Origin of the sequence: Micrococcus sp. FDAARGOS_333, from assembly GCF_002206575.2 — a bacterium.
Classification (GTDB): domain Bacteria; phylum Actinomycetota; class Actinomycetes; order Actinomycetales; family Micrococcaceae; genus Micrococcus; species Micrococcus lylae.
This window is the reverse complement of sequence record NZ_NJFJ02000001.1, coordinates 1,240,849-1,263,036: the sequence shown is the minus strand read 5'-3', so window position 1 is coordinate 1,263,036 and position 22,188 is coordinate 1,240,849. Positions and strand designations below refer to the sequence as shown.

Annotated in this window: 18 protein-coding genes; 1 reads left to right on the top strand and 17 read right to left on the bottom strand. The window is 72.5% G+C overall.

Annotated features, from left to right (window positions below; translation table 11 throughout):
* Nucleotides 1-86: 86 nt before the first annotated feature.
* Entirely contained in the window at nt 87-2,171 is a 2,085-nt protein-coding gene (locus CEQ11_RS05640) for an ATP-dependent DNA helicase (RefSeq protein WP_067189896.1), read from the bottom strand.
* Nucleotides 2,171-3,790: a GTPase HflX gene (hflX, locus tag CEQ11_RS05635; RefSeq protein ID WP_088478010.1), complete on the bottom strand. Its 1,620-nt coding sequence runs from the start codon at nt 3,788-3,790 to the stop codon at nt 2,171-2,173. Before hflX ends, CEQ11_RS05640 begins: the two co-directional genes overlap by 1 nt.
* Nucleotides 3,791-4,202: 412 nt before the next feature.
* Here hflX and CEQ11_RS05630 point away from each other — a divergent pair, with 412 nt between their 5' ends.
* A complete protein-coding gene (locus tag CEQ11_RS05630; RefSeq protein WP_088478927.1) occupies nt 4,203-4,838 on the top strand; it encodes a class I SAM-dependent methyltransferase in 636 nt (211 codons plus the stop codon).
* 136 nt (nt 4,839-4,974) lie between these two features.
* Here CEQ11_RS05630 and CEQ11_RS05625 read toward each other — a convergent pair whose 3' ends face one another.
* The 15 genes from CEQ11_RS05625 to CEQ11_RS05555 form a co-directional block, all read right to left on the bottom strand.
* Nucleotides 4,975-5,295, bottom strand: coding sequence for a HigA family addiction module antitoxin (locus CEQ11_RS05625; RefSeq protein WP_088478009.1), 321 nt, complete (start codon nt 5,293-5,295; stop codon nt 4,975-4,977).
* Complete coding sequence (locus CEQ11_RS05620; protein ID WP_083315319.1) at nt 5,270-5,551, bottom strand: type II toxin-antitoxin system RelE/ParE family toxin; 282 nt, start codon at nt 5,549-5,551, stop codon at nt 5,270-5,272. The genes CEQ11_RS05625 and CEQ11_RS05620 overlap by 26 nt, the downstream gene beginning before the upstream one ends.
* A gap of 225 nt (nt 5,552-5,776) precedes the next feature.
* Complete coding sequence (gene dapF, locus CEQ11_RS05615) at nt 5,777-6,706, bottom strand: diaminopimelate epimerase (RefSeq protein ID WP_088478008.1); 930 nt, start codon at nt 6,704-6,706, stop codon at nt 5,777-5,779.
* A 111-nt stretch (nt 6,707-6,817) separates the two neighbouring features.
* On the bottom strand, nt 6,818-9,388 hold the full coding sequence (locus tag CEQ11_RS05610; protein WP_088478007.1) for a PEP/pyruvate-binding domain-containing protein: 2,571 nt from the start codon (nt 9,386-9,388) through the stop codon (nt 6,818-6,820).
* A 73-nt stretch (nt 9,389-9,461) separates the two neighbouring features.
* Nucleotides 9,462-10,637 (bottom strand): hypothetical protein, encoded by a 1,176-nt coding sequence (locus tag CEQ11_RS05605; protein WP_088478006.1) that lies wholly within the window; start codon nt 10,635-10,637, stop codon nt 9,462-9,464.
* A 151-nt stretch (nt 10,638-10,788) separates the two neighbouring features.
* Complete coding sequence (gene miaA, locus CEQ11_RS05600; RefSeq protein ID WP_088478005.1) at nt 10,789-11,712, bottom strand: tRNA (adenosine(37)-N6)-dimethylallyltransferase MiaA; 924 nt, start codon at nt 11,710-11,712, stop codon at nt 10,789-10,791.
* Nucleotides 11,712-13,229, bottom strand: coding sequence for a tRNA (N6-isopentenyl adenosine(37)-C2)-methylthiotransferase MiaB (gene miaB, locus CEQ11_RS05595; RefSeq protein WP_088478004.1), 1,518 nt, complete (start codon nt 13,227-13,229; stop codon nt 11,712-11,714). Before miaB ends, miaA begins: the two co-directional genes overlap by 1 nt.
* An 84-nt stretch (nt 13,230-13,313) precedes the next feature.
* A complete protein-coding gene (locus CEQ11_RS05590; RefSeq protein ID WP_088478003.1) occupies nt 13,314-14,192 on the bottom strand; it encodes a regulatory protein RecX in 879 nt (292 codons plus the stop codon).
* 25 nt (nt 14,193-14,217) lie between these two features.
* A complete protein-coding gene (recA, locus tag CEQ11_RS05585; RefSeq protein WP_067189877.1) occupies nt 14,218-15,282 on the bottom strand; it encodes a recombinase RecA in 1,065 nt (354 codons plus the stop codon).
* A 210-nt stretch (nt 15,283-15,492) separates the two neighbouring features.
* Complete coding sequence (locus CEQ11_RS05580) at nt 15,493-15,711, bottom strand: DUF3046 domain-containing protein (protein WP_070639340.1); 219 nt, start codon at nt 15,709-15,711, stop codon at nt 15,493-15,495.
* 172 nt (nt 15,712-15,883) lie between these two features.
* Nucleotides 15,884-16,309, bottom strand: a complete 426-nt coding sequence (locus tag CEQ11_RS05575; protein ID WP_070639338.1) for a helix-turn-helix domain-containing protein — start codon at nt 16,307-16,309, stop codon at nt 15,884-15,886.
* 146 nt (nt 16,310-16,455) lie between these two features.
* Nucleotides 16,456-17,646 carry a hypothetical protein gene (locus CEQ11_RS05570; protein WP_088478002.1) on the bottom strand — a complete coding sequence of 397 codons (1,191 nt, stop codon included), beginning with the start codon at nt 17,644-17,646 and terminating at the stop codon, nt 16,456-16,458.
* 119 nt (nt 17,647-17,765) lie between these two features.
* Complete coding sequence (locus tag CEQ11_RS05565) at nt 17,766-18,317, bottom strand: CinA family protein (protein WP_088478001.1); 552 nt, start codon at nt 18,315-18,317, stop codon at nt 17,766-17,768.
* Nucleotides 18,318-18,347: 30 nt separating this feature from the next.
* Nucleotides 18,348-19,022: a CDP-alcohol phosphatidyltransferase family protein gene (locus CEQ11_RS05560; protein ID WP_088478000.1), complete on the bottom strand. Its 675-nt coding sequence runs from the start codon at nt 19,020-19,022 to the stop codon at nt 18,348-18,350.
* Entirely contained in the window at nt 19,019-22,159 is a 3,141-nt protein-coding gene (locus tag CEQ11_RS05555) for a DNA translocase FtsK (RefSeq protein WP_102957491.1), read from the bottom strand. The genes CEQ11_RS05560 and CEQ11_RS05555 overlap by 4 nt, the downstream gene beginning before the upstream one ends.
* Between the last annotated feature and the right edge of the window lie 29 nt (nt 22,160-22,188).

The window sequence follows — 22,188 nt, the reverse complement described above, 5'->3', positions numbered from 1 at the left end:
GCACCGCCCGGCGCCACGAAGCCTCTCACCCGGAATCCGGGTGAGGGGCTTCGTGCAGGTGAGGAGCCGTCGTCGGGAAGGCGGCGTCAGCCGTCCTGATCCACGGACGCGGCGAGGCGGCCGAGGACGCCTTCCACCACCGTCGGGTCCGTGGTGCGCCAGAAGTCCGGCAGGGCCGAGGCGAGGAAGCCGCCGTAGCGGGCGGTGGCCAGACGGGAGTCGAGCACGGCCACCACGCCCCTGTCTTGCACGGAGCGGATGAGACGGCCGGCGCCCTGGGCCAGGCGGATGGCGGCGTGGGTGGCGGAGACCGCCATGAACCCGTTGCCGCCGTGGCTGCTGATCGCACGGGTGCGGGCCAGGGAGAGCGGGTCGTCCGGACGTGGGAACGGGATGCGGTCGATCACCACCAGGCGCAGCGAGGGGCCCGGGACGTCCACGCCCTGCCAGAGGCTCATGGTGCCGAACAGGCAGGTATCCGGCTCCTCGGCGAACTGCTTGACCAGCGCGGAGAGGGTGGCGTCGCCCTGGCAGAGGATCTCGATGTCCTTCCCGCACCGGCGGCGCATGGCCTCGGCGGCGTCCTCGGCGGCCCGGCGGGAGGAGAACAGGCCCAGCGCCCCGCCGCGGGAGGCGGTGATGAGCCGCTCGAGCTCGTCCAGGGACTCCTCGGAGGCGAAGCGGCCCGGCTTAGGAAGGTGGCGAGCCACGTAGAGCACCCCCTGCCGCGGATAGTCGAAGGGACTGCCGACGTCCGCGACCGTGAACCTCGGCGCGTCTGGTCCGGCCAGGCCCACGTCCCCGGCCACGGAGTCGAAGCGGCGCTCGCCCGTGCCCACGGTCAGGGTGGCGGAGGTGAGCACAGTGGTGGCGGCGCCGAACAGCCCCTCGCGCAGCTTGCCGGCCACCGAGAGCGGGGCCACGTAGAGCTGGGGCGGGTCCTCCTCGTTGCCGGGCTGCCAGCCGACTCCGGGCTCGAAGTGGCCGGGACGGGTGGCCCAGACGACCTCCGGGAAGTCGGCCTCGGGCCGTGCGGCGAGCATCCGCTCGGTCACCTCGAGCACGTCCAGAGCGCGGGCCCGGGCCATCTGACGGCCGCCGTCGGTCTCGGTCTCCTTGCCGGTGCCGAGGTCGGACAGGCACTGCCGGACGGCGGCGAGCACGGCGTTGAGCGCGGTCTCCTGCGCGTCGTCCAGGCCGGTGGCCAGCAGCCCGGAGGGGCAGGGGGTGAAGGCGGCGTCCAGGCTCGCTGCGGCGGCGACGAGGTCCTCCACGGCCACGGTGCCGTGGCGGCGCAACGACGTGGCCGCTCCCAGCACGATCGAGCCGGACAGCTGCCCGGTGACCGCGCCGGTGACCCGGTCCTGCAGCTCATGGGCCTCGTCCACGATCACCGCCGAGTACTCCGGCAGCACGGCCAGGCCCTCGAAAGCGGAGATCGCGAGCATCGCGTGGTTGGTGACCACCACGTCCGCGTCGGCGGCGTTGGCGCGGGCGCGCTCGGAGAAGCATTCTTCGGCCACGGGGCACTTGGAGGCGCCGAGGCAGTCGGTCGCGGAGACCGAGACCTGCCGCCAGGCGCGGTCCGTGACGGGGACCTCGAGGTCGTCCCGGTCACCGGTCTCCGTCTGCTCGGCCCACGTGCGCAGGTACACGACCTCGCGCCCGAGGGAGGTGGTGGGACCGGACTCGTCGTCCGCCTCGGTGGAGAGCATGCCGCCGTCGTCCGCCACGGTGAAGAGGGTCTCGGCGTCCTCGTCCCCGGGGTAGCCGCCGTCCACCTTGTGTCGGCACAGGTAGTTGGAGCGGCCCTTCACCAGGGCCACCACCGGCTCGCGCGGGAGCTCGTCCCTGAGGGCCTCGATCAGCCGGGGCGCGTCCCGGCGCATGATCTGCGCCTGGAGGGCGAGGGTCGCGGTGGCCACCACCACGGGGTCCTCCTGCTCCATGGCGTGCTGCAGCGCCGGGATGAGGTAGGCCAGGGACTTGCCGGTGCCGGTGCCGGCCTGCACCAGCAGGTGCCGCCGGGACTCCAGGGACCGGGCGACCTGCAGGACCATCTCCCGCTGGCCCTCGCGGTGCTGGCCGCCGGTGGCCTCCACGGCGGCGTCCAGCAGCGCGAGGGCCTCGCGCTCGCGGTCCGTGCGCGGGGTGCTCTGCTGCGTCCCCATCAGTCCTGCCGGTCCACGCGGTAGGCCTCGATCTCCCCGGCCACATCCGGCCGGACGAGCACGTGCATGCGGGTGCCGCCCTCCTCATAGGTCTCGGAGAGGATCTCCGCGTCCGGGGAGTGCAGGCGGGAGACGAGCTCGCCGTGGGTGAAGGGGATGAGCACCTCCATGGGCACGTTCGGCCGCGGGATGGTGTCTGCGATCAGCTGCTCCAGCGCCTCGATGCCCTCGCCGGTGCGTGCGGAGACCACCGCGGTGTGCGGCTCCTTGGCGCGGATGCGGGCGATCACGGCCGGATCTGCCGCGTCCGCCTTGTTCAGGACGATGATCTCCGGGATCTTCTGCGCGTCCACCTCGGCGAGCACCCCGCGCACGGCGGCGATCTGCCCTTCCGGGTCCGGGTGGGCGGCGTCCACCACATGGAGGATCACGTCCGAGTCCGTGACCTCCTCCAGGGTGGAGCGGAAGGCCTCCACCAGCTGGGTGGGCAGGTTGCGCACGAAGCCCACGGTGTCCGAGAGGGTGTAGCCGATCCCGTCCGGGGTGACCGCCTTGCGGACGGTCGGGTCCAGGGTGGCGAACAGGGCGTTCTCCACGAGCACGCCCGCCTTGGTGAGGCGGTTGAGCAGAGAGGACTTGCCGGCGTTGGTGTAGCCGGCGATCGCCACCGAGGGCACCCTGTTGCGGCGGCGGTTGGCGCGCTTGGCCTCGCGGGCCGGCTTCATGCCCGCGATGTCCTTCTTCAGCTTGGCCATCCGGGTGCGGATGCGGCGGCGGTCCAGCTCGATCTTGGTCTCTCCGGGGCCGCGGGAGCCGATGCCCTCGCCGCCTGCGGCGCGGCCGCCGGCCTGGCGGGACATGGACTCTCCCCAGCCGCGCAGGCGCGGCAGGAGGTACTCGAGCTGCGCCAGCTCCACCTGGGCGCGGCCCTCGCGCGACTTCGCGTGCTGGGCGAAGATGTCCAGGATCAGGGCGGTGCGGTCGATGACCTTCACGCGCACCAGGTCCTCCAGCGCGCGGCGCTGGGACGGGGCGATCTCGGAGTCCACCACCACGGTGTCCGCGCCGGTCATGGCGACGATCTCCCGCAGCTCCTGGGCCTTGCCCTTGCCGAGGTAGGTGGCCGGGTCCGGGGTGTGGCGGCGCTGGATGACGCCGTCCAGGACCTCGGAGCCGGCGGTCTCGGCGAGCGCGGCGAGCTCGCGCAGCGAGTTCTCGGCGTCCTCGGCGGTGCCCTCGCTCCAGACGCCGGCGAGCACCACGCGTTCCAGGCGGAGCTGGCGGTACTCGACCTCGGACATGTCCTCGAGCTCGGTGGACAGCCCGGCGACGCGGCGCAGGGCGTTGCGCTCGGCGAGCTCGTCCTGGTCGCCGTCGTAGCCGGTGTGCCCATGGCCGCCGTCGTCGAGCGCGAGCGCCCGGCCGGACAGGGCGGAGCCACGCTCTGCCGGGCCGTCCTCGGCGGCGAGGTCGGCGGCCGCCGGCGAGCGGCCGTCGTCGTGGGTCTGGTCCTGATCCCCGCCGTGGGTGGCGAGGATGCGGTCGATGACGGCCTGGATGTCGTCATCCCCCGGCTGCTGGGGGTCGACGTCCGGGGTGTGGCTGTTCTTCTGGGTCATGGTCTCCTCTGGGCCGGCCGGGGCGGCGGCATCGGTGCCGCGCGGGCGCCGGCGGGCCCGGGTCTCAAGCGTAGTGGGTGGTCTCTGCGGTGGACCGCCGGAGCGACAGGCTGTGGAAGCGGCACACCCTGTGCAGGAGGAGATTGACGACGACGGACGGTCGCCTACTCCTGCTCGGGCATGCGGGGGTTCCTGGTCGCCTCCGTCAGCCGCGGCACGCGGGGCGCGCGCACGGGCGGCACCGGGTGGGTGCGGACGGGGCGGAGCTGTCGGCGAGCGGTGCTCGAGCCGTGGGCTCAGACGTACATCAGGAACATGCAGGACAGCATACCGATCCGGCGCCTGGTGTGCACGGGGCGCCCGTTCGCCGGCCGCTCTGTCCGCGGACGGGTCCCGGTGGGGCGCCGGTACGATCGTGGCCGTGACCAGCAGCGCCCACTACTTCTCCGCAGACCCCGGCACCCCCGAACGCCGCCGCACGATCAGCGTCGAGCTGGCCGGGCGGCAGGTGCGCGTGCAGACCGCGAACGGGGTCTTCTCCCCCGAGGGGATCGACAAGGGCACCGGTGCCCTGCTGTCCGTGGTGCCGCAGCCACCGGCGGAGGGATCGTTCCTGGACGTGGGCGCCGGCTGGGGGCCGATCGCCCTGAGCATGGCGCTGCAGTCCCCGGCCGCGACGGTGACGGCGGTGGAGGTCAACGAGCGCTCGCTGGCGCTGTGCCGGGACAACGCCGCCGCCGTGGGCGCGGACAACGTGACGGCGGCGCGTCCAGAGGAGGTGGCCGAGGACGCCGGCTTCGACCTGATCTGGTCCAATCCGCCGATCCGCATCGGCAAGCCGGCCCTGCATGCGTTGCTGCAGCGGTGGCTGCCGGCGCTGAACCCGGGCGGGCAGGCGTGGCTGGTGGTGCAGAAGAACCTCGGGGCGGACTCGCTGCTGCCGTGGATCCGCACGATGCTCCAGCAGCGGGCGCCCGGCGAGTTCACCGCCGAGCGCGCGGACAGCGTGAAGGGCTTCCGGATCCTGAAGGTGAGCAGGAAGAGCTGATCGCCGCCGCCCCGACCGTTTTCGTTCGGGAAACGGTCGAGTTCCAGAGCGCTTTCGTTCGGGAGAGCGTCGAGTCTCGGAACACCTGCATTCGACGAAGAGACCGAGCACCGACGGGGCGGGAGGCGCCGAGGGCTCAAGCGACCTGCAGGGGCTGGATCTCCTCGAGCTGCCCGTCGAGCACCCGATGCTGCATGCGCAGCTCGTAGTCGACCTGAAGGTTCATCCAGAACTGTTCCGATGTGCCGAAGTAGCGCGCCAACCGAATGGCGGTGTCGGCGGTGATGCCGCGCTTGCCGAGGACGATCTCGTTGATGCGGCGCGGCGGGACGCCCAGGGCGACTGCCACACGGTTCTGCGACAGGTCGAAGCCCTGGATGAAGTCCACCAGGAGGATCTCGCCCGGATGGACGGGCTCGAGCAGGTCCCGGTCAGTGGCAGTCGACGAGTTCGACATCCTCCGCTCCTCCTTCAGTCCAGACGAAGCAGAGCCGCCACTGCGCATTGACACGGACGCTGTACTGACCACGTCGGTCGCCGACGAGCTGTTCCAGGCGATTCCCCGGTGGAATTCGAAGGTCGTCCACCACATGAGCGGCGTTGATCATCTCCAACTTCCTCAGGGTCGCGCGCTGCACCGTTCGATCAATGCGCTTCACGTAGGCCCCGTGCCAGATGCGCTCGGTGTCCTTGCTTCCGAACGATCTGATCATGCACTCAGAGTATAACGCTCCGCGTCATGGATGGGTCGGGTGTGGAAAACCTTCCCCGTCTGCGCGACGGCCCCGCTGCCCCACAGCCGGGCGGTCGCAGGAGCGTCGGGTTGGCTGCACGACGAACCCGACGTTCTTCCGAACGAAAGTGCCCCGGAACGCGACGGTTTCACGAACGAAAGCACCCCGGGACGCGACGGTTTCCCGAACGAAAGTGCCAGGGGTTCAGCCGAGGGTGCCGCGGAAGACCAACTCGGCCGGGCCTGCCAGCACCACGTGCTCGGTGCCGTCGGCGTGGGCGAGGAAGTCGACGGCCAGCAGGCCGCCGGGGACCTCCACGAGCCAGGAGTCGCAGCCGTCGGTGCCGGCCCAGGCGCGCATCGCGGTGGCGGCGGCGCAGGCGCCCGTGCCGCAGGACCGGGTCTCCCCCACTCCGCGCTCGTGCACACGCATCTTCACCCGGCCGACGCCGTCGCGGATCATCGGCTCGAAGGCGGCCACGAACTCCACATTGGTGCCGCCCTCCGGGGCCGGCTCCACGTGCGGGGCGCGGGTCAGGTCCAGCTCGGCCAGGTCCTCGAAGCACTGCACGGGCACCACGGTGTGCGGATTGCCCATGGAGATGCTCAGCGCCGGACGGGGATCCTGCAGGCCCGCGGCCTCCACCACGGAGTCCGAGGCCGCTTCCTGCGCCAGCTCCGGGTCGATGTAGCTCCACGGACCCATGTCGATGGCGTAGCCGTGGTCCAGGCGGGTCACGTGCTTGACGCCGGCGCGGGTGCCGATCGCCAGGGTCTGCCCCGGCTCGAGGGGCACGAGCTGCTCGGACACCAGGAAGTGCACGAACACGCGCACCCCGTTGCCGCACATCTCGGACACGGAGCCGTCCGCGTTGCGGTAGTCCATGAACCACTCGGCGTCCGGATGCTCGGCCAGCAGAGCCTGCCCCTCGGCGAGGTGCTTCGAGGGCACCGCACGGATGACGCCGTCGCCGCCGATGCCGTGGTGGCGGTCGGCCAGCGCGGCCACCTTCTCGGCCTCAAGGGCCACGGTGCCGTCCGGGTCGGCGATCAGGACGAAGTCGTTCCCGGTGCCGTGCCCCTTGGCAAAGGTCAGTCCGGACAGGGCGTCGAGGGCGGCACGGTGCTGGCTCATGCCGCCCAGTCTAGGGGCCGCAGCCGGCCCGGGACGGCCGCCGGCTCGGGATGTCCCCGTCCGCCGTCGGCTCGGGATGTCCCCGCCCGCCGCCGGCCCTGGTCCCGGCCCTCAGCCCTCCAGCAGCGAGACCGTCCCGGCGGAGCCGTCCACGCGCACCCTCTGCCCGTTCTCCAGCCGCTGCATCACGCCGCGGATCGCCATGACGGCCGGCAGCCCGAGCTCGCGGGCGGTCACCGCACCGTGTGAGAGCGCGCCGCCGGACTCCGTGATCACCCCGGAGGCCTGGTAGAACAGCGCGGTCCAGGCCGGATTGGTCGTGCGGGCCACGAGGATCGCCCCGGACGGGAAGGACGCGAAGTCCTCCGGCCCGTGCACCAGGAACACCTCCCCCTCCACCGAGCCCGGGCTGCCCGCGGCGCCCACCAGCGCGTCGCCGTCGACCTGCTCGGCCTCCGACTCGCCCCACACCCAGTCCGGGGTGCCCGCGCACGCGGCCTCGTAGGCCGCCTTGTGTTCGGCGGCCACCGCCGTCAGCGGCGCCAGATCCTGCTTCCCGACGGCGGCGCCCTCGCCGTCCGAGGGCGTGTGGCCGTCGTCGTGCCCCTCGCCGGTGACGCCGAAGGCGGCGTCCAGGTCCGCGACCGGCAGGAAGAACGCGTCCATGGGGTCGCTGAGCACGCCCTCGTCCACCAGGCCGGCGCCGAGGGAGCGGACGGCGCGGCGCAGGATCGGACTCATGCGGGTGGTCTGGTAGTGCTCGAGGTCGTCCAGGGCGGTGTACTCACGGGCCAGGCGGATGACCTCCTGCACCAGGTAGCGCAGCGGGTCCGGGACCTCGGCCAGCACGGCCAGCTCGGTCTCCATGGCGGTGACCTTCGCCCGCCGGTCCGCGGCGGCGTGGTCCTCGTCCTCGCGGTCGGCCATGAGGCGGATCTGGTCCAGGACGATGTGCGGGGCCTCCACCCAGGTGGGGTGGTAGGCGTCGAAGTCGAGCTCACGGTGGCCGTGCCGCTGCAGGAACCGCGTGAAGGCAGCGGCGAACTCCGGCCACGTCTCGAGGCGGTCCACCACGGCGGCCGCACCGTCAACGGCGAGCGCGTCCAGCAGCTCCGGGGTGGCGCGCAGGGTGCGGGAGAGCTCCCACAGCTCGGCGTTGACCTGACCGGTCTTGGTGTCCGTGGCGGAGAGGAGCTGCTCGAACACCTGCTGCGCCTGCTCCGTGCTCAGCGCCATGGACAGCATGCGCTGCAGGGCGCCGTAGAGGGTGCGCTGGGTCAGGGAGATGGCGATGTTCGGCAGGAAGTAGGCGTTGCCTGCGGCGGCGATGGCCTTGACGTGCTCCCAGCGGGCCGGCAGGTCCAGTGCGTCCGGGTCCACGGCGTCGAGCCGGCCGAGGGCGAGCAGGTAGGTGTCCAGGTCCCGGGCCCACTGCAGGGGCAGCTGCTGCACCCAGGAGTAGTCGCGGATGATCTCCGGGATGGCGGCCTCGAGGGACTCGGCGTCCGTGAGCATGCGCAGCGGCAGCCGGTCCGCGTAGAGCTCCACGGCGGTCTGGTTGCCGTAGATCCAGGAGTCCTTCATCACGAACCACTTGTCGTCGAACGGCGGCAGGCCCATGAGGTCGAAGGAGTGGTTCAGGGAGCGGTGGAAGCCGTCCTCCACCAGGTCCCAGGTCAGCGGGGCGATCGGCGTGGGGAACCGCTCCGCGGACTCGTCCCGGGTGAGCCGGGCGGCCACGCGGGTGACGGGGCGGGACTGCAGCAGGAACAGCCGCCCCTGCGAGTACGCCCATTCGATGTCCTGCGGGAACCCGGCGTGCACCTCGGCGGCCACGGCCAGGTCCGCGACCTCGGCACGCTGGTCCTCGGTGAGGGCCGGGCGGGCCCCGTGTTCGGCGAAGAGGTCCACCTCCTTCGTGCCGCCGCCGGGCAGGGAGACGAGGGCGTGGGGCTTCTCCGCGATCGTCTCGGCCACCTGCTCGTGCCCGTGGCGGGCGACGATGTACTCGTCCACCGGCTCTTCTCCCCCGACGACCGTCTCGCCCAGGCCGAAGGCCGCGTTGATCAGCACGTGCCCCATCTGCCCGCGCACCGGATCCACGGAGAAGGCGACGCCGGCCGCCTCCTCGGCGCCCACCTCCACCATCTGCTGCACGACGACGGCCATGGCCGCCTCGAGATGGTCCACCCCGAGCCGCTGCCGGTAGCGCATGGCGTGGGCGTTCCAGAGCGAGGCGTGGCAGGCCAGCACCTTCGCCAGCACGTCCTCCACGCCGCGCACGCCCAGGTGGGTGTCGTGCTGGCCGGCGAAGGCGGCGCCGGGCAGGTCCTCCATGGTGCCGGAGGAGCGCACCGCCACCGCGTGGTCTGCCAGCCCCGACTGCTCCATCAGCGCGGCGAGCCGGCTGCGCCAGGCCTCCGGGACCTCGGCGTCCAGGATCAGCTCCTGGGCTTCGGCGGCGGCGGTGTCCACGTCGGTCTCGCCGGCGTCCAGGCGGGCCAGGACCGCCCGCAGGTCCGGTGCGATGTCCTTCACCAGGTTCCGGTAGGCCTCGGCGGTGACGATCAGCCCCGGCGGCACCGGCAGCGCACGGGCCGTCCGGGCCAGGGACGCGCCCTTGCCTCCGGACACGGCCAGCTCGGCGGCGTCCTCGTGGTGGAAGTCGATGATCAGGGCCATGGCGTCTCTCCTGGTGGCGGGTCGGGCGTCTGGTTGAGGAACGGTCGGGACGAGGTGGCGGGCAGACCCGCGGCTACAGCCGCCAGCGGTTCACACCGAGCAGTGCCCACCCGGCGGCGGTCGAGGCCAGCGCGGCGGCACCTGCGGCGGGCTTGGCCACGGTGAGCCCGGCGAGCACGGGGGCCCACAGCAGGGCGGCGCCGGCGCCGCCGAGCACACGGAAGAAGCTGACGGTGTTCACGGCGTCCGCCTTCTTCCCCACCGCCCAGGCGGTGAGCAGGACCGGGGCGATCGGGGCCTGCAGGGTCAGGCCGAGCACCCGCGGCCAGCGCGGCGCCGGGGCCCCGGGCAGCGGCGGGCGGTCGGCGCGAGCCTGACGCTGATGGTGCAGGAAGGACTCGGTGAAGCCCTCTGCGGCGCGGGCGTCGGCGCCGGCGGCCGTGAGGACGGCGTGGAAGGACTGATCGTCCAGGCAGTCCACGGACACCTCGTTCAAGGCTGTGGACAGCACTTGGTGGATGCGGTCGACCTCGGCGGGGTCAGGCGCTCCGCCGGCGCCGGGCACCGGGGCGCGCGACGGCCCAGGTGAGGCGGCATCGGACGCCGAGGTGCCGTCGTCGGGAAGCGGGACAGGGTCCCCGAGGAGGACCTCCACGCGGGAGCGGTAGCGGTCCGGGGCGGAGTAGAACAGGCCCACCGGGACGACCTCCACGTCCACGCCCTGGGCTCGGCAGGCGGCGAGGATCCGGGCGGCGCCCTTCCGGTAGGGCTGCGGGGCGTGCGACCACTCGGAGGTGCCCTCGGGCAGGACCACGAGGTCTCCCCCCGCGGCCAGGTGGCGCACCCCGGCGGTCACCGGGTCCGCGACCTCGGCCGGGTCCATGCCGTAGCGCTCCACGTCCTTCGGTCGCACCACGGGGATGCCGGTGAACAGCAGGCGCAGCAGCGGATGGCGCAGCAGCTGGGCCGAGACGAGGAACTGCGCGCCGGGGGCGGCGAAGGCCAGGGCGCAGCCGTCGATGGCGCCGTTGCGGTGGCTGGCGAGGTAGAGCCGGGGACGGTGGCCGTCGCCGGTGGGCCGGGTGCTGCGCGAGCGGCGCGAGCCGCGCGGGCCGCGGCGCAGGGCACGGGCAGGGCGGACCTCTCCCAGGATCCGGGGCCGGCCGAAGGCGAGCGTGCCGAGCGTCGTCACCAGGCCGCGGTGCCATGCGCTGGGGGCGCTGCCGGGCTTCGGTGTGCTGAAGGCCATGGCGCCTCCCCTCCTTCCCTCTGCTTTCCAGCACCGTAGCGGCGCCTGTGTGAGCGGCGCCACCGCAGGGAGCGCTCCGGGAATGCGCTCAGAGCGAAGGGCGGCTGTGCAGGAGAGGATGCCCGGGGCACGAGCTCAGTCCCGGGGCCTGTCAGAGCACCGCCAGCGCCTGCTCCACCACGTCCTCGGCCAGCGCCTCCACCCAGTGCACGCGCGGGTCGGCCCGGAACCAGGTCTCCTGGCGGCGGGCGAAGCGGCGGGTGGCCACGATGGTCTGTTCGATCGCCTCGGCCTCGGTGAGCTTCCCGTCCTGGACGGCCAGGAACGGGGCGTAGCCGATGGCCCGCGAGGCCGTCTTGCCCTCCCTCAGCCCGGCGGCCTCCAATCGACGGACCTCCTCGGCGAGGCCGGCGGCCACCATGGCGTGGACGCGGGCGGCGATGCGCTCGTGCAGCACGGCCCGGTCGATGCGCAGGCCGATCTGCACCGCCGGGGCGACGTCCGGGTGGGTCTGCCGCTGCGGCATGAACGCACTGAAGGGGCGGCCGGTGATCCGGTGGACCTCCAGGGCGCGCACCAGGCGCCGCTCGTCCTTCACGTTCTGCGCGGACTCCGCATCCACCGCGGCGAGCTCGGAGCGCAGGGCTGCCGCACCGCGCTCGGCCAGCTCGGCCTCCACCTCGGCACGCACCGCGGGGTCGGTGGGCGGGAACTCCAGCACGTCCAGGCCGGCGCGGACGTAGAGGCCCGAACCGCCCACGAGGATCGGGGTCTTGTCCCGCCGGCGGATCTGCGCGAACAGCTCCCGTGCCTGCGCCTGGAACGCGGCCACGGAGGCCTCCTCGGTGACGTCCAGGACGTCCAGCAGGTGGTGCGGCACCCCCTGCTGCTCGGCCGGCATGGTCTTGGCGGTGCCGATGTCCATGCCCCGGTAGAACTGCAGGGCGTCCGCGTTGACGACCTCCCCGTCCAGGCGCTGTGCCAGCGTCACGGCCAGTGCCGACTTGCCGGTGGCCGTGGCCCCGACGACGGCGATCACCGGGCGCTGCCGGCTCGCCTGGGTGCCGGAGGACATCAGGAGCGCGGGCGCAGCGACGGCATGCCGAGGCTGGTGGCGCCGCCGGCGCCCGGGGTGGGCACGCCGCAGGACTCGGCCTGTGCGCGGTCCCAGGCGTCGCCGGCCCGGCTGCGGCGGACCTGGTAGTCCTCGGCGGTCGGGTCCGCGATGGCGAAGAACGCGGCGGCGTCCGTGACGGTGACGGTCACGAAGTCGCCCGGGCGCGGGGTCTCACAGCCGGCGGGCACCGAGAAGTGCACCAGCCGGTGGTCCGGGGCACGGCCGGCCAGGCGGCCGGTCTCGCCGGCCTTGGATCCGGACTGCTCGGTGACCAGCAGCTCCTGGCGGGTGCCCACGAGGGTCTTCATCTCCTCGGCGGAGATGCGGTCCTGCAGCGCCACGAGGCGCTCGAAGCGCTCCTGCACCTTCTGCTTGGGCACCTGGTCCTCCATCTCTCCGGCGGGGGTGCCGGGGCGGATGGAGTACTGGAAGGTGAACGCCGAGGAGAAGCGGGAGGCCTCCACCACGCGCAGGGTGTCCTCGAAGTCCTCGTCGGTCTCGCCGGGGAAGCCCACGATGATGTCCGTGGTGATGGCCGCGTGCGGCATGCGCTCACGGACCTTCTGAAGGATCCCGAGGAACTTCTTGGAGCGGTAGGACCGGCGCATGTCCTTGAGGACCTTGTCCGAGCCGGACTGCAGCGGCATGTGCAGCTGCGGCATCACGTTGGGGGTCTCGGCCATGGCGTCGATGACGTCGTCCGTGAAGGACGCCGGATGCGGGGAGGTGAAGCGCACCCGCTCCAGCCCCTCGATCTCGCCGCAGGCGCGCAGCAGCTTGGCGAAGGCTCCGCGGTCTCCGAACTCCACGCCGTAGGTGTTCACGTTCTGCCCGAGCAGGGTCACCTCCACGATGCCCTCGGCCACCAGCGCCTTGATCTCCTGCAGGATCTCGCCCGGGCGGCGGTCCTTCTCCTTGCCGCGCAGGGACGGGACGATGCAGAAGGTGCACGTGTTGTTGCAGCCCACGGAGATGGACACCCACGCCGAATGGGTGGACTCGCGCTTGGTGGGCAGTGTGGAGGGGAAGACCTCGAGGGACTCGAGCAGCTCGACCTCGGCACGGTGGTTGTGGCGGGCGCGCTCGAGCAGGGTCGGCAGCGAGCCGATGTTGTGGGTGCCGAACACCACGTCCACCCACGGCGCCTTCTGAACGATCACCTCCTGGTCCTTCTGGGCCAGGCAGCCGCCGACGGCGATCTGCATGCCCTCGTGGGCCTGCTTCACGTTCCGCAGGTTGCCGAGGTTGCCGTAGAGACGGTTGTCCGCGTTCTCACGCACGGCGCAGGTGTTGAAGACGACCAGGTCGGCCTGGTCGCCCTCGGCGACGGGCCTGTAGCCGGTGGACTCGAGCAGGCCGGAGATGCGCTCGGAGTCGTGGACGTTCATCTGGCAGCCGAAGGTGCGCACCTCGTAGGTGCGGCCGGTGTTGTCCGGCGCGGCGGGGGTCTGCGGGGCGTCAGCGGTGGTGGTCATCGCAGGTCATTCTAGTGGCGCGTGGCTTCCCGACGACGGCCCGGCACCGTGGGTGCGCGGCCGGCGGTCCTCAGAGGGCCGGCCTCAGCCTTCCTGGGCGTCGATGGCGTCGCGGACGATCGAGAATGCCAGGCCGGGCGCGTAGCCCTTGCGGCCGAGCATGGCCACGAGCCGCCGCACGTGCCTGTCTCGCTCGACCCGGGACTGCCGGTCCGGGCCGGTGGGCACGGGACGGGTGCGGATCTTCTTGGCGACGAGCTCCGCGGCAGCGGCGCGCTCGTCCTCCCCGGTGACGGCCTCCAGGGCCTCCTCGGCGGTCTCGCCGTCCACGCCCTTCTCCTTGAGCTCGCGGCGCAGGGCGCTGCGGGCCAGGCCGCGGCCGCGGTGGCGGGAGCGCACCAGGGTCTCGGCGAAGGCGGCGTCGTCCACCAGACGGACGGCCTCCATGCGGTCCAGGACCTCGGCGCCGACCTCCTCCGGGATGCCGCGGTCCGCCAGGCGCTCCTCGAGCTGGTGGCGGGAACGGGGCGCACCCGTGAGGTGGCGCAGCGCGATGTTCCGGGCCAGCTCGCGCAGCTCGTCCGGGTCGGACGGCAGCGGCGCCGGCTCCCGGCGTCTGCCGCTGCCGCGACCGCGGGGGCCACCGCCGGCCTCGGCGCTCGTCCTGCGGCGGCTGCGGCGCGGCTCGGGCAACCCAGAGCCCACCACGTGCTCGCGTTCGGCCTGCGCACGGGCGCGCCGGGCAGCGCTGCGGGCGCGGGCCGCGGCGAGGCGATCGGGGTCGACGCCGTCCGGCAGATCCTCCCCGAGGCACTCGGTGTCCGCGGCCGTCGTCTCGTCACCGGTTTCCCCGCGGCGGGCGTCCCGTTCTCGGGCGGCCTTCACGGAAGGGGCCTCGATCCAGATGGCGTCACCCCACGAAGGATCTCCCTGGGGCTTGCCGCGGCCTCGCCGCTCACTCATGCGCTGATCCGTGCGGTGCGGCGGATCAGCCGGCGTCCGGGACGGCCGTCAGCGCGGGCTCCTCGCCCTCCGCCTCGGCGTCCTCGTCCGGCACAATGCCGAGCTTCTGGAGGATCCGGGTCTCGATCTCGAGGGCCAGGTCCGGGTTGTCCTTGAGGAAGCGGCGCGCATTCTCCTTGCCCTGGCCGAGCTGGTCCCCGTCATAGGTGAACCAGGCACCAGACTTGCGCACGATGCCCTCCTCGACGCCCATGTCGATCAGGCCGCCCTCCTTGGAGATGCCCTCGCCGTAGAGGATGTCGAACTCGGCCTGCTTGAAAGGCGGGGCCATCTTGTTCTTCACGATCTTGGCGCGGGTGCGGTTGCCGACCGGGTTGCCGGCCTCCTTGAGGGTCTCGATGCGGCGCACGTCGATGCGGACCGAGGCGTAGAACTTCAGGGCCTTGCCGCCGGTGGTGGTCTCCGGCGAGCCGAAGAACACGCCGATCTTCTCGCGCAGCTGGTTGATGAAGATCGCGGTGGTCTTGGATTGGGCCAGGCGGCCGGTGATCTTGCGCAGCGCCTGGGACATGAGGCGGGCCTGCAGGCCGACGTGGGAGTCGCCCATCTCTCCCTCGATCTCGGCGCGCGGCACGAGCGCGGCCACGGAGTCGACGACGATGATGTCCAGGGAGCCCGAGGAGACGAGCATGTCCATGATCTCGAGGGCCTGCTCGCCGGTGTCCGGCTGGGAGACCAGCAGGGCGTCCGTGTCCACGCCGAGCTTGCGGGCGTAGACCGGGTCGAGCGCATGCTCGGCGTCGATGAACGCGGCGATGCCGCCGTTGCGCTGGGCGTTGGCCACCGCATGCAGGGCGACCGTGGTCTTGCCCGAGGACTCCGGGCCGTAGATCTCCACGACGCGGCCGCGGGGCAGGCCGCCGGTGCCGAGGGCCACGTCCAGGGCGACGGAGCCGGTGGAGATGGTCTCGACCGGGGTCTGGGACTGCTCGCCCAGACGCATCACGGAGCCCTTGCCGAACTGCTTGTCGATCTGGGCCAGGGCGGCGTCGAGGGCCTTCTGACGGTCGTTGCCGGTGTCGGTGCTCATCTTTCACCTCTGGATGTGTGGTCTTCGGTCCGGGCCGCGGGGCCCGGCGCGGGTCCGTCCGATCCGCTCGTGGACGACACTACGGACGGGCGCCGACACGATAGGGCGCGCCGGCGGATCTGTGGACGGCAGCCCGCGTTCGGTCTGCTGTGGAGGACACTACCGCACATCTTCGAACATGTGTTCGATACGGTGCGGCGTGTCCGGCGCTCACCCCTTCGGCGGGATGTCCCGGCCGAGCCGGCGCTCCTCCGGCACGTCCTGCAGGTCGCAGATCGCCCGCCAGACGTCCCGCGGGTCCACCCCCTTCGCCAACGCCTCGGCGCCCGTGCAGTCGAGCCCGGGCAGGTTCAAGGTGTCCACGATCACCGGCCCCCGGGCGGGGCCGAACTCCTCGACCACGAGGCGGGTGAACTCGCTGCGGCGCATGCAGGTCCTCTCGGATCGTCTCTCGGTCCGCGGCGCGGAGCCACGGGAGCGCGCCCTGCCCGGGCGTGCGGTGTCGATGATGTCACGGCGGCGTGCCGCCGTGACGCGACGACGGGCGGTCGCCTTCGTGTGAAGGCGACCGCCCGTCGTCGTGGAGCAGCGGATCCGACGATCAGTGGGCGAGGGTGCCCACACGGCCGGAGCCGCCGAGGTCTGCGGTCAGCTCGTCCGGCACGGTGTCCGGGACGATGACGCCCTCCTGCTCGGCGATGCGGTCCGAGACCTCGCGGAGCATGGCGGACAGCGGCACGTCGAGTGCGTCGCAGATCGAGGCCAGCAGCTCGGAGGAGGCCTCCTTCTGGCCGCGCTCCACCTCGGACAGGTAGCCGAGGGAGACGCGCGCGTCGTGCGACACCTCGCGGAGCGTGCGGCCCTGGCGCTGGCGGACGTCGCGGAGGACGTCGCCGATCTCGTGACGGAGGGTGGGCATGGAGCGCTCCTTGATCTCGGGGGCGGCGGGGGTCTGGTGGGCCTCAGCCTGCGGTCCGTCCTGGACCCAGCGGGTGATGCCGTTGGCGTGGATGGGGTGCCTCATCATGTCTATCGGTACCTCCTGGACGTTCCCTGGACCACAGCGCTGAGGTCGCCCGGTCCGATCGCGCCCTCTGTTCTTGACTCGTTCAGGACAACCGCACCGGTTCGGTGTTCATTCCCGCCGGGGCGAACTTTTCCGTTCCGTGACCTTCAGTCCGCTCGAGCGCGTTCCTCGGCCGCCTCCCGGCGGCGCCGCTCACGGCGGGAGTAGGTGGCCGTGCGGATCGCCTCGGAATCGTCGAAGCTGGAGCCCACGGCGCCGGCGATCATGCCCATCGACGTGGCCAGCCACGCCAGGGCCACGTAGTCCCCCACCCCGGCGGAGCCGTCGAGCTCGGCCGCCAGGTAGCCCTGCGGGATGATCAGCCCTGCCACGAGTGCCAGGCCGAGGAACAGCCCCGCGTAGAGCACACAAACGGCGGCCCCCACGGTAACCAGCGTGGCCGCATTGTCCAGGCCCGCCCGCCCCCTGTTGCCCGCCGAGGGCGCCCACATCCCGTTCGCGGTGATCAGCCAGACCACCAGCAGCGCGAGGGAGACCAGCATGACGGCGGTCAGCCGGGCAATGGACATCTCGTTGGACAGCACCCAGATCGAGCCGAAGAAGATGCCGTAGGCGCCGACCGCCCCGGCCGAGGCCAGTGTCCAGCTCATCGACCGCGGCATCTGCAGCGGTCGGTTGGCGGCGACCATGCCCGACAGCAGCCGCAGTCGACCGCGCAGCCCGCGGGCGAACACCGTCCCTGACCGTGTGCCGTCCGGCAGCAGGCCCTCCGTCTCGGCACGCGTCTCGGTGTGCGGCAGCGGGGTCAGCCCCGCGCTGAGATCCGTGCGGGCGCGGCCGGAGTCCGCGTCGAACTCGAGGTCCTCGGCCGCGCCGACGTGCTCCTCGCCCAGGACGTGGCCCACCACTCGCGCGAGGGTCTCGCGCAGACGATGGCGGGTGCGAAGCACACCCAGCGCCGGCACGCAGACCACGGCCCAGCGCTCGGCCGGCACCACGTCCGCGACCACGCCACGGCCATCCTCGAAGCGGGGCAGGTCCACGACGGCCACCACGGTGTCCCACCCCTGCTGATCGGCCAGCTCGTGGATGGCCTCCGGCAGGATCATGCCGCCGTCGGCCGAGACCGGCAGCGCCCGTTCCACAACGCGCACCTCCCAGTCGGTCGTGTCCCCGAGCCGGGCGGAGAGCACCTCCGGCAGGGTCTGCGCCATGTCCTCGGCCAGCCGCAACGGCAGACCTGGGTCGGCGACGAGCCCGACCACGTGGCGGCCGCCGCCGTCGGGAGCGGACTCAGACGGGCAGTGCAAGGGGATCTCGGTGTCGCGTGGGGTCACTGGAGCACCGTACGGCCGGTGGGGGCGGGCCCGTCGAGGGACCGGGGCCTGTCGGTCCGCTGTGAGTGTCCGGCCGCCCGCGGCGAACCGGCGGCGCGGCAGGCGTGGGTCCGCGCACGTCAGCGGCCGAGCAGCTCGGCCACCATGGCCAGGGCGGCCTGCGTGGACTGGGCCCGGATCGCCTCGCGGTCCCCGTCCAGCTGGAGGAGCCGGGCCGCCGTGACCGTCCCGTCCGCCTGCGGCTCACCGCCCTCGCCCACGACGACGGCCGCCTGATCCGCCAGCTCCTCACCGACGGCCAGGCCCACCCAGACCGTCCCCACGGCCTTGCCCTGGTGCGGTTCCGGACCGGCGACGCCGGTGGTGGAGACCCCGATGTCCGCGCCGACGAGGCGGCGCGCGCCGGCGGCCATCTGGCGGGCGGTCTCCGGGTCCACGGCGCCGCGGGTGTCCAGCACCTGCGCGTCCACGCCGAGCACCTCGTGCTTCACGCGGTTCTGGTAGGCGACCACCCCGCCCTGCAGCACGGTCGAGGCCCCGGGAACGTCGGCCACGGCGGCCGCCACGCGGCCGGCGGTGAGGGACTCGGCGCAGGCCAGGGTCAGGCCCCGCTCCCTCAGCCCCCGGACCAGGGCGAGGAGAAAGGCGGAGGGCTGTGCCGTCGTCGTCATGTGGATCTCCTCAGGGCACCGGCACCGGACTCAGCCGTTCACGCGCCCGGAGGCGAGGGCCTCGCGGCGCAGCAGCACCGCCTGGCGGACGTAGTCGACGCCGGTCACCACGGTCACCACGAGCGCGGCGCCGAGGAAGAACCAGCCGACATAGGCCCACCAGAAACCGAGGACCTCGAACAGGGGCATGGACAGGAAGCCGATGCCCGCGGTCTGCAGCACCGTCTTGAGCTTTCCGCCCCTGGAGGCCGGCATGACGCCGTACCTGATCACCACCAGGCGCAGCAGGGTGATCCCCCATTCGCGCACGAGGAACAGGACGGTGACCCACCACCACAGCTCGCCGAGCAGGGAGAAGACCACCAGGGCGGCGCCGGTGAGCAGCTTGTCCGCGATGGGGTCGGCGATCTTGCCGAAGTCCGTCACGATCCCGCGGGCCCGGGCGATGTCCCCGTCCAGCTTGTCCGTGTACATCGCCGCGGCGAAGAGCACGAACGCGATCCAGCGGGCGGCGGTGGAGTTCTCGCCCCACGGGCCGCCGGCCCAGAGCGCCCACACGAAGAACGGGACCATGACGATGCGCACCGCGGTGAGCACGTTCGGCAGGTTCCAGTTGGAGTGCTGAGGCGGGGTCTGCGAGGCCGCCGCCTGCTCGGAGGCGTCCGACGGGGTCGGCGCATCGGCACCGTTCACAGAGCCGCTCATCGGCCGGTCAGCTGCCATGCGTCCTCAGACCCCTCCGCGTCGTCCTCATCGTGCCACTGCTGGGCCTGAGGACGATTGTCCAGGTCCTCGGCCACCAGGTCACGGGCGCCGTCGCCGCCGGCGGCTCCGGCACCCGCGCCGGCACCGCCGGACGAGGCCTCGCCGGCCGGTGCGGGGGCAGGCTCCGGCGGGGCGTCGCCGCTGATGGTGGCGAGCACACCGGCCAGGTCGTCCGGCTTGACCAGCACGTCGCGGGCCTTGGAGCCCTCGGACGGGCCCACCACGCCGCGGGACTCCATGAGGTCCATGAGGCGGCCGGCCTTGGCGAAGCCCACGCGGAGCTTGCGCTGCAGCATGGAGGTGGAGCCGAACTGGGTGGTGACCACCAGCTCCACCGCCTGCAGCAGCAGGTCCAGGTCGTCTCCGATGTCCTCGTCGATGACCTTCTCGGCCTTCTCCGGCACCACGTCGTCGCGGTACTGGACCTGCATCTGGGACTTCACGTGCTCCACCACGGCGTGGATCTCGGACTCGTTGACCCAGGCGCCCTGCACACGCATCGGCTTGGACTTGCCCATGGGCAGGAACAGGGCGTCGCCCTGGCCGAGGAGCTTCTCGGCACCGGGCTGGTCCAGGACCACGCGGGAGTCGGTCACCGAGGAGGTGGCGAACGCCATGCGGGAGGGCACGTTGGCCTTGATCAGGCCGGTGACCACGTCCACGGACGGCCGCTGGGTGGCCAGCACCAGATGGATGCCGGCGGCACGGGCCAACTGGGTGATGCGCACGATCGCGTCCTCCACGTCACGCGGCGCGACCATCATCAGGTCCGCGAGCTCGTCCACGATCACCAGCAGATACGGGTACGGGCGCAGCTGACGCTTCGAGTCCGGCGGCAGCTGGACCTTCCCGGCGCGGACGGCCTTGTTGAAGTCGTCGATGTGCTTGAAGCCGAACGCGGCGAGGTCGTCGTAGCGGGTGTCCATCTCCTTCACCACCCACTGCAGGGCCTCGGCGGCCTTCTTCGGGTTGGTGATGATCGGGGTCACCAGGTGCGGGACGCCCTCGTAGGCGGTGAGCTCCACGCGCTTCGGATCCACCATGACCATGCGGACGTCGTCCGGGGTGGCGCGCATGAGGATCGAGGTGATCATCGAGTTCACGAAGGAGGACTTGCCCGCACCGGTGGCGCCGGCGACGAGCATGTGCGGCATCTTCGCCAGGTTGGCCACCACGTAGCCGCCCTCCACGTCCTTGCCGACGCCCATGATCATCGGGTGCTCGTTGCGCTGGGCGGCCTGCGAGCGCAGGACGTCGCCGAGGACGACGACCTCCTTGTCCGTGTTCGGGATCTCGATGCCGATCGCCGACTTGCCCGGGATGGGGCTGAGGATGCGCACATCAGAGGACGCCACCGCGTAGGCGATGTTCTTCTCCAGGGCGGTGACCTTCTCCACCTTGGTGCCCGGGGCGACGTGCACCTCGTAGCGGGTCACGGTGGGGCCGCGGGAGAACCCGGTGACCTTCGCGTCCACCTTGAACTCCTGGAAGCAGGTGGTCAGCGCCTCCACGATCCGGTCGTTGGACTCCGAGCGCTCCTTCGGCGCCGGTCCGGCCGGCAGCAGGGAGGACTCGGGCAGCGTGTAGGACACGTCCCCGCCGAGCTCGAGCTGCTCGGTCTTGGCCGGGACGGACGGCACGGCCGGCACCGGCTCCGGGGTGGAGACGGACTGCACGGCCGGGGCGCCGGCGGCATCCGCGGACGACGACGGCCCCCTGCCGTCCGCGTCCGCCTCGCCGGGCGCGTCGGTCCAGTCCTCGCCGGCATGCTTCGCCACCGGGCGGGCGGAGGCGTCCGCCTCCGCGGGGCGGGAAGCCTGCTGGGCACGGGCGTGCTCGCGGACCTGCTCGAGGGCGCGGTCCGCGGCGGTCGGGCGCTTCACGCCCGCCGGGACGGCCGGCAGCTCCTCGGTGTCCGGGCCGGCGGTCTCGTCCTCGGCCTCAGGGAAGTCCGCGGCGGCGTCGAAGACGTGGGAGCCGGAGCGGCGGCCGGTGTCGTCGAGCGGACGGGACAGCGCCTGGGTGGGCTGCTCGTCCGCGGGCACGGCGGCGGTCTCCTCCTCGTCCACGAGGGCCGAGTCGTAGGCGCGGGTCTGCGTGTACTCCGGCTCCACGGGCTCCTCGGCCCGGCGGCCGCGGCCGAACAGGCGGGCGAACAGACCGGGGCGCCGGGCCGGGGCCGGCGCGTCGGCGGCGCGGGAGGTGGAGTCCAGGTAGGACTGGTCGTGGTCCGGGTGCGTGCGACCCTCAGAGCCCTCGGTGCCGTCCTCGTCCGCGTGGCCCTCGCGGCGGGCCCGACGGGCGGCCTTGCGCTCGCGGGCGGCCTCGGCGGCGGCCTGCGGGTCCTGCCCGGTGAGCCAGGCGTAGCCGGCGCGGAGACGCTCGCCGATGGCCCCGAGCGGGGTGGCCGTGATGATGAGGATGGAGAAGAACGCGAGAGCGATCATGACCGCCCACACGGGGACGGCCGTCAGCAGGGAGGCCAGGGGGCTGGTGGCGAGGTAGCCGACCATGCCGCCGGCGCGCAGCATGTCCTCGAAGGACTCGGCCGCCGAGGGCAGTCCCCCGGCGAGATGGGCGATGCCGGAGCCTGCGACCGTGGCGACCAGCAGTCCGATGATGATGCGTCCGTTGGTCCGGTGCTCGGTGGGCGTGCGGAAGCAGCGTACGGCGATGATCACCAGGACGAAGGGGACGAGGAAGGCGAACCAGCCGACGGTGCCGGCCACCACCGCGTTGACGATGCGGCCGAACTCGGTGACGTCCCGCAGGCCCCACCACTCGACGGCGGCGACGAGCGCCGCCAGGAGCACGAGCAGGAAGCCGGTGCCGTCCCGGCGGTCCTCGCGCGGGATGCGCACGTCCGGGCCGAGCTTGCGCACGACGGCGCCGACCGGGGTGGCCAGGGCCATCCAGATCGCGTGGAGGACCCGGACCGGCAGCGGCGGCCGGTCCAGGTCGACGGTGGTCTTGGTGGTCGCGCCCTTGCCTCGCGTGGAGCCCCCGGACCGGCCGGAGCCGGAGCGGGAACGGGTGGAGGAGGACGACGAGCGCGCGGGGGAAGTACGAGTCGCCATATCACTCCTACGGTACCGCGAAGCCCCGC